At 66.9% G+C, this 15,545-nt stretch carries 11 protein-coding genes and 2 tRNA genes; 7 read left to right on the plus strand and 6 right to left on the minus strand.

Translation table 11 applies throughout. From position 1 onward, the window contains the following. Positions 1-13 precede the first annotated feature (13 nt). Positions 14-286, plus strand: coding sequence for a DUF3618 domain-containing protein (locus ACWGLC_RS07605; protein WP_452099308.1), 273 nt, complete (start codon positions 14-16; stop codon positions 284-286). Here ACWGLC_RS07605 and ACWGLC_RS07610 read toward each other — a convergent pair. Together ACWGLC_RS07610 and ACWGLC_RS07615 are read right to left on the minus strand one after the other, a co-directional pair. After that, complete coding sequence (locus tag ACWGLC_RS07610) at positions 247-2,121, minus strand: FUSC family protein (RefSeq protein ID WP_452099309.1); 1,875 nt, start codon at positions 2,119-2,121, stop codon at positions 247-249. The genes ACWGLC_RS07605 and ACWGLC_RS07610 overlap by 40 nt on opposite strands. A 290-nt stretch (positions 2,122-2,411) precedes the next feature. Then, a tRNA-Lys gene (locus tag ACWGLC_RS07615) sits at positions 2,412-2,484 on the minus strand. Between the two features lie 212 nt (positions 2,485-2,696). On the opposite strand from ACWGLC_RS07615, the gene ACWGLC_RS07620 reads away from it, so the two are divergent. The 4 genes from ACWGLC_RS07620 to ACWGLC_RS07635 all read left to right on the plus strand — a co-directional run bounded on the left by ACWGLC_RS07620 (position 2,697) and on the right by ACWGLC_RS07635 (position 10,026). Continuing rightward, entirely contained in the window at positions 2,697-3,935 is a 1,239-nt protein-coding gene (locus ACWGLC_RS07620) for a L,D-transpeptidase (protein WP_452099310.1), read from the plus strand. Positions 3,936-3,980: 45 nt separating this feature from the next. After that, positions 3,981-4,982 carry a DUF2804 domain-containing protein gene (locus ACWGLC_RS07625; RefSeq protein ID WP_452099311.1) on the plus strand — a complete coding sequence of 334 codons (1,002 nt, stop codon included), beginning with the start codon at positions 3,981-3,983 and terminating at the stop codon, positions 4,980-4,982. Between the two features lie 278 nt (positions 4,983-5,260). Beyond that, the gene (locus ACWGLC_RS07630; protein ID WP_452099312.1) at positions 5,261-7,837 is read left to right on the plus strand and encodes a YhgE/Pip family protein; all 2,577 of its coding nucleotides are present in this window, start codon (positions 5,261-5,263) and stop codon (positions 7,835-7,837) included. Continuing rightward, positions 7,834-10,026, plus strand: coding sequence for a YhgE/Pip domain-containing protein (locus ACWGLC_RS07635; RefSeq protein WP_452099313.1), 2,193 nt, complete (start codon positions 7,834-7,836; stop codon positions 10,024-10,026). The genes ACWGLC_RS07630 and ACWGLC_RS07635 overlap by 4 nt, the downstream gene beginning before the upstream one ends. A gap of 168 nt (positions 10,027-10,194) precedes the next feature. Here the strand turns inward: ACWGLC_RS07635 and ACWGLC_RS07640 are convergent. From ACWGLC_RS07640 to cmrA, 3 genes are all read right to left on the minus strand, one after another. Next, a tRNA-His gene (locus ACWGLC_RS07640) sits at positions 10,195-10,270 on the minus strand. Between the two features lie 75 nt (positions 10,271-10,345). Then, positions 10,346-11,014: an oligoribonuclease gene (gene orn, locus ACWGLC_RS07645; RefSeq protein WP_452099314.1), complete on the minus strand. Its 669-nt coding sequence runs from the start codon at positions 11,012-11,014 to the stop codon at positions 10,346-10,348. 172 nt (positions 11,015-11,186) lie between these two features. Beyond that, entirely contained in the window at positions 11,187-12,005 is an 819-nt protein-coding gene (gene cmrA, locus ACWGLC_RS07650; protein ID WP_452099315.1) for a mycolate reductase, read from the minus strand. A gap of 198 nt (positions 12,006-12,203) precedes the next feature. On the opposite strand from cmrA, the gene ACWGLC_RS07655 reads away from it, so the two are divergent. Continuing rightward, positions 12,204-13,514, plus strand: coding sequence for an MFS transporter (locus ACWGLC_RS07655; protein ID WP_452099333.1), 1,311 nt, complete (start codon positions 12,204-12,206; stop codon positions 13,512-13,514). Between the two features lie 46 nt (positions 13,515-13,560). Here the strand turns inward: ACWGLC_RS07655 and ACWGLC_RS07660 are convergent, their stop codons facing one another. Further along, complete coding sequence (locus ACWGLC_RS07660) at positions 13,561-14,265, minus strand: HAD family hydrolase (protein ID WP_452099316.1); 705 nt, start codon at positions 14,263-14,265, stop codon at positions 13,561-13,563. Between the two features lie 138 nt (positions 14,266-14,403). Here ACWGLC_RS07660 and ACWGLC_RS07665 point away from each other — a divergent pair, with 138 nt between their 5' ends. Next, positions 14,404-15,393, plus strand: coding sequence for a TIGR03557 family F420-dependent LLM class oxidoreductase (locus tag ACWGLC_RS07665; protein WP_452099317.1), 990 nt, complete (start codon positions 14,404-14,406; stop codon positions 15,391-15,393). Positions 15,394-15,545: the final 152 nt, after the last annotated feature.

Genomic DNA, 15,545 nt, shown 5'->3' on the forward strand with positions numbered 1-15,545 from the left:
CGACGGAGGTCTCGTGTCCAGGAGTTACGACAGCATCGAGGGCGATATCGCCAAGGCCCGGGACGATCTCGCCACGACCTTGGACGAGCTCGCCGACCGGGTAAACCCCAAGAATCTCGCAGCCGAAGGCAAGGATCGCGCCACCGCAGTCCTCAAGGACCCGCGCGTGCTCGCGGCCATCGGGGGCGTCGCAGCGCTGGTTGTCGGCGGGATCGCCTTCTCCATGGCCAACAAGCGCAAGGAGCGTCAGCGTATCGAGGCGTATCTGGCGGCCCGCCGGGGCTGACCTGGCCTCAACGATCGGCTTCCACCGGCTCCACAAGTGATGTCAGGTGGGCCAATTCCCCGGAGATTCCCGTGAGGGGACCATCGGTCTCGGAGGAGTTGATCTCCGCCGGGGGCCGGTCGGGGGGCACCGCCGGCCTCGGAGATCTCCCAGGCCATCTCGGTGCCCGAGATCGGATCGGCGGGGATCGCGCCCTCACGGCGTTGACCGGCATAGGCGGTCACGAGGTCGGCGAGTCGATCGGCGGCTGAGACCGCTGGAATCCAGGCCGCCGCGGTACGGCCACCCACTCCCGGCTCGGCAAGTGCCCGCCGGAGCCGGAACTGCAGGTCGGACAAGGCGCTGTAGGCGGCCCGACGTGCCCCCACCAGATCGTCGTGTCGTCGTGCCGCATCGGCAGGGCTGTCCGGGATCGGGCTCGCCGCCAGCTGGAGATGGTCGGCGATCCGGTTCATAGCCGTGGCGAAGGTCTCGGAGATCCAGACCCGTCGGCTGTGTGGCCAGATGAGGTAGCCGAAGACCAGGACTATCGCGCCACCCACGATGGTGGCGCCGATACGCTGGATACTGAAGTTGGCCGAGGCGTCCCCGGGCTGGATGACGTCGACCAGCAGGATGACCGCCGGGGCTATCGCGACGGCCTGTAGGGCGTAGGACCGCATCATGAGATACGGAACGCACGCCGACAGCAGCCCGATCACGAGTCCGATCGCCCACCCCTTGGGCACCACGAGGAGCACCACGGTCGCGAAGGCCGCTCCGACGGCCGTCCCCAGGACGCGCAGCACGGCTCGGGAGAACACCGAACCGAAGTCGGGTTTCATCACCAGGCAGACGGTCAGCGGAACCCAGAACCAGTGGCTGAACGGGAAGTACATCTTGGCGGCCACCGCGATCGCGTAACACAGCGACAGTCGGCACGCGGCCATCATCACCTCGTGACTGAGCGTCATCGTCAGCAGTGGCTCGTGGGGGATCTTCGCCGACCCACCGGAATGCAGCAGTCTGTCCAGCTCATCGATGTGCCGGCCGAGTAGGTCCACCGTCGAACCGCCGTCGGCGGGAGGCGTCGTCGGTCGGGTGTCGCGACGGTGTGAACGCGCCGTGGCCGCCACTTCGGAGGCCAGGGCGGAGAGCCGGGCTCGGGCAGCCTCTACCGCTGCCATATCGGACGCTGCCACCAGGAAGGCCTGGACGCGGTCGGCGGCGGACAGTACCTCACCGTCCATCACCCACACCCGCGTAGACCACGACGGCCGGGCGGCGAGCTCCGAGGCCCGGCCGACCGCGTTCTGATACGCCGACGTCGCCTGTCGGCGCGCCGCGACGGTGCGGTCGCCGCCGTCGACCAGGTTTGCCGCGCGAGCGGCCGCGAGGTCGGAGAGCGCGCCGAGTAACGAGACCAGGACGATCCGCTGCGGACGACGCGGGTTGACGAGCATCTCGATCGCCAGCAGTAGCGCGTAGAAGACACCTCCGACGAAGTACAGCCACATCGCTGTCCACCAGTCCACGTGGGGGACACCGAGGGCGATGGCGGCGACGAGGAGAAACTGCATGCCGGCAACCGAGAACGCGGGCCCGAGGCCGGCGATCGCCCCGGCGGCGCAGGCGACGACAGCGGCGATCAGGACGAGTGCGGGTAGGGGGAGGTTCTGCGCGAACCCCAAGAGATAACCGCAGGCCGCAATGGGTGTGGAGACAGCGATGATCGAGAAGTTGAGACGGTAGCTGCCCTCGCGCTCGCCCGCCGCGAGGAGAAGCGTGGCCAGTCCCACCCACATGCCGTTGAGCGTCTGGCCGAGTAACGCACCCACCACGAACGGCAACCCCACGGCCAGTCCGGCACGGAGACTGTGGCCGACCGGGAACTGCGCTGGCGCGACTCGGAGGACGGCGCGGATCCAGTCCGCAGGAGCGCGATTCGCGGGGATGGTGGGAGCGGTTACGACGGGCCCTTCTGTACGTTTGCTCCACCTTATGAGGGCAGGCCGGAGAGGGGGCCGGATCGCCGACACCGATGATTGCCTCTGCCAGCTGTCGCGGAGGGGACAGCCCGGACGTGCTGTCCCGACCGAACGAGAAGACCCCGGCCCGCATTGCTGCAGACCGGGGGTCTTGATTGTGCGCCATCAGGGACTCGAACCCCGAACCCGCTGATTAAGAGTCAGCTGCTCTGCCAATTGAGCTAATGGCGCTTGCCTTGCTTGCCTGGTGCGAGAGAAACAGTAACAGGGCGTACGTCGAATCACGAAATCGCCTGGTCAGTGCGAGGGTCCCCAGGTAGTTGACAGGCCACCCTTTACCGTTTCGATATGGAATACAAGCATTCTCCCAGGCATAATGGCGGAGGACATCCGCTCGACCGTGGCCGCGGTTGGGGGGAGGCGATATTCGGAAGGGGCCATCAGTGAACCTGCGCACATCGGATCGGACGGGGCGACGATCGACCGGAAACCGGTCCCGGGCTCGTCTCGCGCTGGCCGCTGTGTTCACCGGGGCGCTCGTGCTCACCGGCTGCACCATCGGGGACGGTGGGTCGGGTTCAGGTGGAGAGCAGGCCGCCGAGGCCCCCGCGGGGCCGGCTGCGGTGATCGACCTCTCGGTCGCGGACGGCGCGCGCGACGCCAATCCGGCCGAGCCACTCGTCCTGACGGCCGAGAACGGTCGGCTGGATTCGGTCGTCGTTCGCAATCCGGAGGGCGTCCAGGTCCAGGGTGAGTTCAACGCCGAGTTGACCGAATGGCGGTCCACGGAGGACCTGGGGTACGGCCGGCAGTACACGGTCGAGTCCACCGCGTTGGACGAGGAAGGTCTGGTCACCCGGAACAACGTCACGTTCAGCACGCTGACGCCGAACATCATGACCGCGGCGTACCTCACGGTGGGCGAGGGCTCGGTCGTGGGGATCGGTCAGCCGGTCGCGGTGATGTTCGACGAGCCGATCAGCGACCGGCAGGCCGCGCAGGACAACATCCACATCACCACCACCCCCGAGGTGGAGGGCGCGTTCTACTGGGTGTCCAATCAGGAAGTGCGGTGGCGTCCGCAGAACTACTGGGCGCCCGGCACCGAGGTCGAGGTGGATGTCGACATCTACGGCGAGGACCTCGGCGGCGGCATGTACGGCCAGCAGAACAACCAGGCGACCTTCGAGATCGGGGACGCCGTGATCTCCAAGGTCGACGATTCGACCAAGCAGATCGTGATCGAGCGTAACGGCGAGGTCATCAAGACCATGCCCACCTCGATGGGTAAGGCCGGGACGCCGACCCCCAACGGCACGTACGTGATCGGCGAGAAGCACGCGTCGATGATCATGGACTCCTCGACCTATGGCGTGTCCGTCGATTCGGCGGATGGTTACCGCACCCCGGTGCAGTACGCGACGCGGATGTCCTACAGCGGCATCTTCATCCATGCCGCGCCGTGGTCGGTGTGGGCGCAGGGATCCCAGAACACCAGTCACGGCTGCCTCAATGTCACCACCGCCGATGCGAAGTGGTTCTACGACAACGCCAAGCGTGGTGACATCTTCGAGGTGTCCGGGACCGTCGGTGGCACGCTCCCCGGTTGGGATGGCCTGGGCGACTGGAACGTCCCGTGGGAGACCTGGAAGGCCGGCAACGCAGACCAGGGTGTCGCCTGACGCGCTCCAGCTGACGGATGTCAGCCGGCGTGCGAGAGTGCTCGCATGACCGTCGAGCGCGAGATCACCAGCATCACAGACCTGGCCCACGGCCGCCGTCTCAACCCGGCGGCCGTGGGCTGGTCCCGTTCTCCGGTGTTCCGCACCGCTATCTCCGGGTGGGGCCGCACCAAACGGTGGGAGTACTGGGGCATCGTCACCGACCGCTTCGTCGTGGGACTTACCGTCGCCGGGTTGGACTACCTCGCGAACTGCGCCGTGTACGTCCTGGACCGCAGCACAGGCGTGGAGACGGTCCGCAGTGGAATCCAGCCGTTCGGGGCCCCGGCCTTCGGCGACCAGCCGGGCGACGGCACCATCCACTTCGCGGCGGGTCTCGGGTCGACGCGAGTGGCGATCACGATCGTCGACGACGACAACGCCGCCGACACCGCCACCACGATCCGCGTGCGGGCGAAGGGGCTGCAGGTGGATCTGGCGGTCCGTCGACCACCCCACGACAGCCTCGGTGTGGTGGTGCCCTGGGGCGAGAAGCGCTTCCAGTACACGCTCAAGGATCTGGCCAACCCGGTCGGCGGCAGCGTGACGATCGACGGCCGACACCACTATCTGGGGGAGGGTTGGGCGGTCCTCGACCGGGGGCGTGGTCGCTGGCCGTACTCGAATGTGTGGAATTGGGGCGCGGGCAGCGGCGTGGTGGGCGACTCGGTCCGCGCGATCCAGGTCGGCGGGAAATGGACAGACGGTACCGGGTCGACCGAGAACGGGATCCTCGTGGACGGCCGGATGCACAAGCTCGGTGACGATCTCGAATGGACGTACGAGGCGGATTCGCCTACGTCGCGTTGGCGGGTGCGGGGCGAGCGCCTGGACGCTTCGCTGACGCCGTTCCATCTCCGCCGCGACATCACCGAGCTGGGCGTCCTGGCGGTGAAGACGCGGCAGGCCTTCGGCACCTGGAACGGCAGCGCGGTGCTGGACGATGTAGCTACCGTTTCGCTGAACGGGCTCGTGGGCTGGGCGGAGGAGTCTCGCAACAGGTGGTAACCGCTTGTCCTGCACGTGTAGTCGACGTGTCGCCCACGGCATCCCGTTGCCGTCGCACCGTGCCCCGCCACGTCCCGCCGCGGAGATTTCAGGGGGTTGACGCACCGTTGCGGAAACGGTTTCGTAACGACCGAGTAGGCTAAGCAAGGTTTCATCCCTGTGGGTGAGGCGAGGCCCGTGCGGATCGCCTTCCGGTCCCGGGGATCGGCGGGTCGCCTGGCCGTCTATCCACGGTGCGATCCGCGTGGATGCCCCTCGAGCAAAGCGGGAGAATGTGTATGCGCAACGCCTTCACGGTGCTGGGTCGTGACCTCAGGAGGATCCGCCGGGCACCGAAGTCGTGGGCCATCATCATCGGGCTGCTCGTGTTGCCTTCCCTGTACGCCTGGGTCAACATCGTGGCGTTCTGGGATCCCTATGGAAATGCTGATCACATCAAGGTCGCCATCGTCAATCAGGACGAGGGGGCGAGTACGGACCTCACCGGTGAGGTGAACGTCGGCGAGCAGGTGGTCGATCAACTCAAGACGAACGACCAGCTCGGGTGGCAGTTCATGGATCACGACGAGGCGATGGAGGCGGTCCGGTCCGGGTCGAGTTATGCCGCTATCGTCATGCCGCCGGAGTTCAGCCGTGACCTGCTGACCATCACGACCGGGGACTTCGTGCGACCGGAGCTCGAGTACTACACCAACGAGAAGGCGAACGCGATCGCCCCCAAGCTGACCGAGGTCGGCGCGTCGACACTGGATACCCAGATCAACTCGAACTTCATCGGCACGGTCGCGAAGACCCTCGCGCAGAAGGCCGAGCAGGCGGGGGTCGATGCGGGGGATTGGCTGATCGATTCCCGCAGCGAGACGCTGACGGCGCTGGACCAGGCTCTCGCCACGGTCCAGGCGGCTCGTATGAGTATGACCGAGCTGGACGGTGCGATCGGACCAGGTACTGAGGCCGTCGCCGATGCCAGGAGGGCCCTCGAGCGGGTCGACGCCACGATCGGTGATGTGACAGATGCGGCCACCGAGGCGCAGGACCTCGTCCACGAGGTGCAGCAGGACCTGGTCGACTTCTCCGGGACGTTGACAGACGCCTATGTCTCCGGCGCGACGAATATCACCGGTGCCACCTCTCGTCTGCGTGAGAGCGTCGGGCAGGTCTCCGGTGGTGCGGATGCCGCCCGGTCGGCGCTCGCCACGGCGCAGCGTGATGTGCAGGCCGTGATCGACGCCAACCAGGCGCTGCTCGGTGCGCTGCGGCCGCTCGCGGCGGCGGTCCCCGCCGGGGTGCCCCTCAAGGCCCAGATGGAGCAGGTGATCGGCGAGCTCGAGGCACAGACGGTCCGCGACCGGGAGCTCCTGGGCACGCTCGGAGCCGCGCAGTCCACCGCGTCGACGGTGTCCGACCAGACGGCTGCGGCGTCGGAGGCGATGAATGCGGTCGAGAGGTCGTCCGCCGCCTTGCAGAGCATGATGGCCGGCACTTTCCCGGGCCTCAACCAGTCCATGGCGTCGCTGTCCGCCAGTGTCGGCGCCTTCTCCACGGCCCTCGATTCGCAGCGGGTGCTCGTGGGCGAGGCCGTGGGCATGCTGACCGAACTCGAATCGCTACTCGGTGAGACCGGGACGGCCCTGTCCTCGCTGGACGGCAATCTCGAGGACGTGCAGTCGGACCTGGTCACCCTGCAGACCGACCTGAGCGCGATCACCGCTGCGGAGATCTGGGATCAGTTGAGCACGCTGACCTCACTCGATCCCGATTCGATCGCGGCGTTCATGACGGGGCCGGTGACGGTTCACGAGAACGATCTGTTCCCGGTCCCGGCGTACGGCTCGTCCATGGCGCCGCTGTTCACCAACCTGTCGTTGTGGATCGCCGGGTTCGTGCTGATGGTGTTGTTCAGGTTGGAGGTCGACACCGAGGACGTCGACGGGTTGACGGTGAGACAGGCGTACGTCGGCCGATGGTTGCTGTTCGCGGTGATGAACGTCATCCAGGCGCTGCTGGTAAGCATCGGCAACGTGGTGATCGGTGTCCAGACGGTCAACCCGGTGGTCTACGTGGCGACGTGTGTCTTCATCGGCCTCGCCTATATGTCGATCATCTACGCCCTGTCGGTGTCGTTCGGCTATATCGGCAAGGGCATCGCCGTGTTGCTGGTGATCATGCAGATTCCCGGAGCCTCCGGTATCTACCCGATCCAGATGATGCCGGACTTCTTCCGGTCGTTGTTCCCGTTCTTTCCCTTCACCTACGGCATCGACGCGATGCGCGAGACCATCGGCGGTTTCTACGGCCTGAACTATCTCCGGTATATGGCGGTTCTCGCTCTCTTCGCCGCGCTGGCATTCGCACTCGGCATCTTCCTACGTCGACGTCTCGGTAACTTCGCCCGCCTCTTCAACAGCAAGTTGGCCGACACCGGCCTGTTCCTCAGCGAGGATGTGCAGATTCTGGGTTCGCGGCGCCGCCTCACACAGCTGGTGCGTGCCCTGACCGACCGGGAGCGGTTCCGGGCGGAAAACGCCCGACGCCGACGCTGGTTGGATATGAATCACAAGGTCGTGCAGCGCGGCGCACTGGTCGTCGGAGTGATCGGAACCGTGGCGCTCTTCGTGATCGGGGCCAGCTTCCCGGACGCGAAGGCCACCGTCCTCGGTCTGTGGGGCCTGCTCTGCCTGCTGGTGATGGCCACGATCGTGGCGGTCGAGTACATCAATCAGAGCGTCCTCTACGGCACAGAGGTCAGCAACCTTCCTGACGACGCGCTGAAGCGGGCGTTGGCGCAGGAGGAACTGGCGATCCGGCCGGGTGCCCGGCTCGATCAGATCGAGAAGCAGGGGCAGAACGCGTGAGCAACATCGTTACTCTGATCCGTCATGACTACAGGCAGGCCACTCGTAACGTCGTCTCCGCGGTGGTGCTGGTCGGCGTCATCCTGATCCCCTCCTTTTTCGCGTGGTTCAACGTGCTCTCCAGCTGGAAGCCGTTCGACAATGTGGACAACCTCAAGGTCGCGGTGGCCAGTGCGGATGAGGGGTTCGAGAGCAGTCTGTTCCCGATGCGGATGAACGTCGGCGAGCAGGTGGTGTCGCAGCTCCGGGCCAACAGCGACATCGACTGGCAGTTCGTCTCCGAGGACGACGCCATCGAGGGCACCAAGTCAGAGGAGTACTACGCAGCGATCGTGCTGCCGAAGGACTTCAGCCAGAAGATGATGACCTTCCTCTCCCCGAGAGCCACGCCGGTGGAGATCGACCTCTACGTGAACGAGAAGAAGAACGCACTCAACTCGCTGATCACAGGTGAGGCAGCCTCGGACGTCTCGACCCAGATCAACACCAGCTTCACGCAGACCCTCGACGAGGTCGGACTTGCGCTGGTGTCGTCCCTGGCCACTCATCTCGAGGACTCCGATGCGCAGGAGACCATCACAAGTCTCGAGTCGGCGGTCGGTCGGATCTCGATGCAAATGAACTCGGGAGCGGACACCGCAGAGGTCTTCGCGGGATTGCTCTCGTCCGGTGAGGCACTCCTGTCGAGTGCGGGCTCGCTCGCCTCGTCCTCATCCGGCGCCCTGCGCGACACCGCCGGTGCGATCGGCCAGGGTGCGGGAGCCGTGGGTTCGGCAGAAGACGTGCTCAGGCAGGCGTCGGAGCGACTGTCCACGGTGTTCGCGATGAATGCCGAGAGCTACGAGACCCTCCGCGCCGAGATCAATCGGATCTTCGGCAACGCCGCTACTGCGCCGTCCGGGGCCGGTCTCTCGCAGGCCTCAGGAATGGTGGATCAACAGGTCGCGGCGTACACGCAGCTCCGCGGTCAGTTGCGCGACCAGGCAGCGACGTCGGGCCTCGACCCGGTGACCAGGGACGCGGTGAACCTACTGGCGGACCAGGTCGATGGAGTGATCGCGCGCCAGGAAGCCCTCAAGCAGCGACTCGACGCGGCTGCGTCGCCCGCTGTCCAGGGCACGGTCGACCGCGGGGCGACGCGAGATGCGATCCTGCAGGACGTGGACGCGGCCCAGGCAGCGATCCTCGGTGCACGTGACCAGTACACGAATAGCCTGCGCCCGAAGCTCGAGAGCCTGGCGGCAGACCTGGCGTCGGTGCAGGATAATTTCGCCGGGATCGGTCAGGACCTGCGCGCGGCAGAACAGTCGTTGGCCGACGGCTCGGGTTCGTTGAGTGCCGGACTGGCGGACGGTGAGACCGCGGTGCGTCTGCTCGCGAGCGACCTCCGCGGCTCCGCGGAGACCTTCGCCGAGCTCGAGACCGCCCTCGGCGATGCCGCTAGTACCGGCGATCTGAGCGAGGTTCAGAAGATCATCGGTTCGAATCCGGCTGCCTTCGCCGCGGAGCTGGCCTCCCCGGTGAGCCTCGAGACGATCCCGGTGTTCAAGGTCGATAACTTCGGCTCGCAGATGGCGCCGTTGTACACGGTGCTCGGACTCTGGGTGGGGGCGCTGCTGCTCGCGGTGCTCATCCGCACTGAGATCGATCGTGACGCGCTACCGTCGCTCGCGAGGCCGCTGAAGCCGTGGCAGGAGTACTTCGGGCATTACGCGATCTTCGGTGGGCTCGCGTTCCTGCAGAGCACCATCCTGTTCGTGGGCCTCATCGGCTTCGTCGGGGTGCGACCGGCCCATCCGTTCCTGCTGATACTGGCCGGTTGGGTGATGTCGTTCGTCTTCTCGCTGATCACCTACACGCTCGTGTTGACGTTCGGTGAGGCGGGCAAGGCGATCGGCGTCCTTCTTCTGGTCGTGCAGATCTCCGCTGGCGGTGGAGCGTATCCGTTGTCGGTCCTGCCGCAGTGGTTCCAGGGCATCAGTCCGTTCGTCCCGGTGTCGCATGCGACGAACGCGGTTCGCGCGGCCATCGGCGGGATCTACGAGGCCGATTATTGGAAGGCTCTCGGCTGGTTGCTCCTGTTCACTGTGCCGTTCCTGTTCATCGGACTCGTGTTGCGCCTGGCGGTGAGGAAGTTCAACGACGACCTGAACTCCTCACTGGAGGGCACCAAGCTCATGAGCGTGTGATCGAATTCCGCACTGGTATCAACTGACGAGATCAGCCGCCTCATTCGGGGCGGCTGATCTCGTATTTCAGGCCGGCGCCCGCACTCGGGTGTCGGCGGAAAAAAGAAGGGTCAGGTGGGAACTTCCTCCAAGGGCGGACCCTTGGAGGAAGTTCCCACCTGACCCGGGTGGGGTGGCTGACGGGGCTCGAACCCGCGACATCCAGAATCACAATCTGGTGCTCTACCAGCTGAACTACAGCCACCATCGCCGTCCTCGCGGACAGCGTCATCGACCTTACCCTGAGGGGGGTCGAGTCGGGAAATCGGCTGGTGGGCCGTCAGCCGACCGGGGACAGCCCGGCCGCCGCCTGCTTGACCTCGTCGGTGGTGGGGCCGGGCTGGGACACGAACGCAGTCGAGCGGTAGTACTGCAACTCACGGATCGATTCCTTGATGTCCGCCAGCGCGCGGTGCGACATGCCCTTCTCGGGCTGGCCGAAGTAGATGCGCGGGTACCAGCGCTTGCACAGTTCCTTGATGGAGCTGACGTCGATCATCCGGTAGTGGAGGTAGCTGTTGAGCTCCGGCATGTCCCGGGCGATGAACCCGCGGTCGGTAGCGATCGAGTTGCCGGCCAGGGGAGCGGAGCCGCCCACGGGCACCCACTGGCGCACGTAGTCCAGCACCGCCTTCTCGGCCTCGGCCAGCGTCACGGTGGATTCGCGGATCTCCTCGGTCAGGCCGGAGGAGGCGTGCATATCGCGGACCACGGGCAGCATCGCGTCGAGCTTGGTATCAGGGGCGTGGATGACGATGTCCACGCCCTCGCCCAGGATGTTGAGCTCGGAATCGGTGACCAGCGCAGCGATCTCCACCAGCGCGTCGGAGCCGGTGTCCAGGCCGGTCATCTCACAGTCGATCCAGACGATCCGGTCGTTCTTGGACTCCTGGTGGGGCGTGGACGCGGACGACGGACTTGACGGCTGGGAAGAGGTCGATTCTGGCATTATTCGACTATATCCGCCGACCACGGACGTCCCTCGTCGTGCAGCAGCTCGACGACCGTGTCTCCGCTCAGCTCGCCTGTCCGAGGACGACCGGCCCGCGCGCCCCCGCAGGTCAATCGCAATCGGACAGGCCGATCGTCGGCCGGCAGGTGAATCGGGCCCCCAGGGCCGATCATGCCTCGGCCTGGCCCTCGCCGAGCTTGGCGTAGAAGCGACCCACGACGGGCGCCATGATCCCGCGCGGCGTGTAGTTGCCGGCCACGGACATGACCTGCCCGAGCGGCCCCGGCACGACACGCATCTTGTTGCGCGCGAGGGCGTCGAGCGACACCCGGGCCGTGTAGGCGGTGTCCACCCAGAGACGGTCGGGAACCAGGCGGTCGACGAAGGTCTTGTCCTCCTCGGCGATCTCCTCGGTGCGCACCGGGCCGGGCGCCAGCAGCGTGACGTTGACGCCGGAGCCCTTGAGTTCGCCGCGCAGCGATTCGGAGAAGGTGTTGAGGAACGCCTTGCTGGCCGCGTAGGTGGCGTTGTTGGGGACGGGCATGTTACCCGCGGCCGAGCCGACGTTGAGGATGGCGCCGGAATGCCGCGCGACCATCCCCGGCAGCACCGCCAGCACGAGGTCGTGGCAGGCCACGGCGTTGACCTGAACCTGGTGCTTCTCGTACTGCGGGTCGAGTGAGGCGATGGGCCCGAAGGTGGCGATGCCGGCGTTGTTGCACAGGATCGAGATCTCGCGCCCGGCCAGCTCGTCGAGCAGCGGCTGCCGCGCGGCGGGGTCCGCGAGATCGCAGGAGCGCACCTCGACGGACACGGTGAACTCGGTCTCGAGCCGGGTCTTGAGCTCCTCGAGCACCTCGCCGCGCCGCGCCACCACGATGAGCGAATGCCCGCGGCGGGCGAGTTCGGTGGCCAGTGCCATGCCGATGCCGGAGGAGGCGCCGGTCACGACGGCACGGTTCGACGCGGTGGGCAGGGGCAGCGACATGGTGCGTCCTCGGTTCTCAGGAATGTGCGGGGCAGTGCCCGAGCGTACCGCCAAAGCCCCGTCCCGCCGGATAGCGTGGCCCCTGTGAATCAATCGAAGCCCGCAGGTTCGTCGCCGGTGAACGCGCACTCCGCCGCTGCCTCGTCGTCGTCGACTCGCCCCCACGCAGCGACCCGCGGTCAGGTCTTCGCGTGGGCGATGTGGGACTGGGGTTCGGCCGCGTTCAACGCGGTGATCGTCACCTTCGTGTTCTCGGTCTACCTCACCGATTCGGTCGGAAAGGACCTGGCGGAGCCGTTCTCGGCCGCGACGTGGCTGTCGATCGCGATCGCAATGGCGGGCCTGGTCATCGCGCTCACCGCGCCGGTGATGGGGCAGCGTGCCGACCGCGGCGGGCGTCGGCGCCGGTCGTTGGCCCTGTGGACGTACCTGACGATCGCGCTCACCGCGCTGATGTTCCTCGTCGACTCGGGCTCGCCCCATCCGTGGTTCTGGGTGGGACTGGTGCTGCTGGCGGTCGGATCCATCACCTTCGAGTTCGCCGAGGTCTCATACTTCGCCATGCTGCGGCAGGTGTCCACGCCGGCCACTGTCGGTCGGGTGTCCGGCTTCGGCTGGGCGATGGGCTACTTCGGCGGCATCTTCCTCCTGCTCGCCGCGTTCCTCGGTTTCATCTCCGGCGAGGGCGACGAGCGTGGCCTGCTCGGTATCCCGGTCGACGGCGGCCTCAACGTGCGGATGGTGTGCCTGGTCGCCGCCGTGTGGTTCGCGGTGTTCGCGCTGCCGGTGCTGTTGACTGTGCCCGAGAACCGACCGAAGGAGAGGAACGACGACGACAACGACGCCAACTCCGGCTTCCTCGAGTCGTATCGCGTCCTCTGGGCCGATCTGAAGGCGCTGTGGGCGCGCGATCCGCGGACGGTGAAGTTCCTCATCGCCAGCGCGATCTTCCGGGACGGGCTCGCGGGTGTGTTCACCTTCGGGGCGATCCTCGCGGTGACCGTGTACGGGCTGGCGCCTGGAGACGTGCTGATCTTCGGAGTGGCGGCGAACGTGGTGGCGGCGCTCGGGGCGGTGGCGGCCGGTTACCTCGACGACCGGGTCGGGCCCAAGGCCGTGATCGTCGGCTCGCTGGTGGCGATGCTGGTGACCATGGCCGTGCTGTTGTTCGTCGACGGCACCGCCATGTTCTGGATCTTCGGTCTGCTCATGTGTCTGTTCGTGGGGCCGGCGCAGTCGGCGTCGCGCTCGTTCCTCGCCCGCCTGGTCCCGCCCGAAAGTGACGGTCAGATGTTCGGGCTCTACGCCACCACCGGGCGCGCGGTCTCGTTCCTCGCGCCTGCCCTGTTCGGGCTGTTCACCTGGGCGTTCAGCGCCGACCGGGCGGGTATCGCCGGGATCGCGCTCGTGCTGCTGGTGGGGTTGCTCCTGCTGCTACCGGTACGTACCCCGACCAGTGTCGAGACCTCGGAGCACTGGGCCGAGGACCCCTCGACGCCGTCGGCCTGACAGTGCGCCGCCTCGTCTGGCCTGCCGCTGCCAGGGCCAGCGAATGTCAGTCGAGGTCGTCGAGGCGGGCGAAGACAGCGGCGGCGTCGTCGACGATGTCGGAGAAGCCAGCGGCGCGGAGTTCGTCGTCGCCGATCCCGCCGGTGCGCACCGCGATCGAGCGGATGCCGAGCTTGGTGGCGGCGATCGCGTCCCAGGTGGCGTCGCCGACCATGACAGCATCTGAGGCGTCGACACCCGAGCGCTCCAATGCGATCGCCACGATGGTCGGATCCGGTTTGGCCTGGTCCACGTCCTCGCCCGTGGTCACGGCGTCCACGAGCTCGTCCACGTCCAGCAGTGCGCGTGCCTCGCGGAACTCCGACGGCGGAGCGGATGTGGCGAGCACAGTGATCCATCCGCGCTCACTGGCCGCGCGCACGAGATCGCGGGCCCCCGGAAGCAGGCGCAACGATTCAGCGGCCTCGGCGTAATACCGGCTGTGCAGATCCTTGGCCCGGCTCGCTACGCGGTCGCGTTCCTCGTCGTCGTCGACCCCCGCCGCCTCGAGCAGCTCCGCGACCAGGGTTCCACCGTCCTTGCCGATCCGACGATGAACCTCGACGTGGGGGACCGTTGCGCCCGCCTCGTCGAGGGCACGGTGCCACGTCGACACGTGCACGTACGTGGAGTCGACCAGGGTGCCGTCGACATCAAGGAGGAGAGCGCGGCGACCCGCGCCCCGGGACCCGGTGGGCGCTGACTCTGACATGTCACGACCGTGCCTCCGTGCGGGGCCGCTGGCAACCGGTGGAGGACTGGTTCGGCGGCGACGTTGCCGCGAGCGGCATCCGAGCTGGATCAGTGCCGACCGGTGGCAGGGGACCGGCGGCGCGCGCACGCTCGGGACATGACACGTTTCGGCTACACCCTCATGACCGAACAGTCCGGCCCAAAGGAGCTCGTGCGCTATGCCGCGGCCGCCGAACAGGCGGGATTCGATTTCGAGGTGGCGTCCGACCACTACTTCCCGTGGCTGTCCTCGCAAGGACACGCTCCGTACGTCTGGAGCGTGCTCGGGGCAGTCGCGCACGTGACCGAGCGCGTGGACCTGTGCACCTACGTGACGTGCCCGATTCTGCGGTACCACCCGGCCGTGGTGGCGCAGAAGGCCGCGACCGTGCAGATCCTCGCCGACGGACGGTTCATGCTCGGGATCGGCTCCGGCGAGAACCTCAACGAACATGTGGTGGGTCAGGGGTGGCCTGCGCTGGATGAGCGGCACGAGATGACCGTCGAGGCGTTGGAGATCATCCGCGAACTGTTCGACGGCGGTCTCGTCACCTACTCGGGCGAGCACTACCGCGTCGATTCGGCCCGCCTGTGGGACCTGCCCGAGAAGCGTGTGCCGATCGGGGTAGCCGCGGGCGGGGAGAAGGCGCTCGAACGGTTGGCGCCGCTGGCCGATCACCTCATCGCCACCGAACCCGAGGCCGCGTACATCGAGGGATGGAACGCGATGGAGCAGCGGCCGAAGATCGGGGACGGCGCACGGGCGATTGCCCAGATCCCGATCAGTTGGGATCCGGACTCCGAGAAGGCGGCGGTCGAGCGAGCGCACGACCAATTCCGGTGGTTCGCTGGCGGGTGGGCGGCCAACGCCGATCTGCCCACGACTGCCGGGTTCGCCGCGGCGACGAAGTTCGTGCGGCCCGAGGACGTTGCGGACCAGCTGGCCTGCGGGCCGGATCTCGATGCGATCGTGGAGAAGGTGCGGCCGTACTGGGAGGCGGGGTACACCGATATCGCGCTGATCCAGATCGGTGACTCGACGCTGGACCGGTTCCTGGCCGAGGCGGCGGACCCGCTGCTCGCGCGGTTGCGGGAGGCGTCGGTCTGACCGCAGGCTCCGTCGACAAGAGGGTTCCGCGCACTCCTCACTCGACCGATGTGCGCTGAACGCTCTTCGCGATGGCGACGGCGATGGCGACGGCAGTCGCGCCCCCGAGAGGATTCGAACCCCTGACCAGCCGGGTAGAAACCAGTTCTGGG

Source organism: Dietzia sp. NPDC055877, from assembly GCF_053615975.1.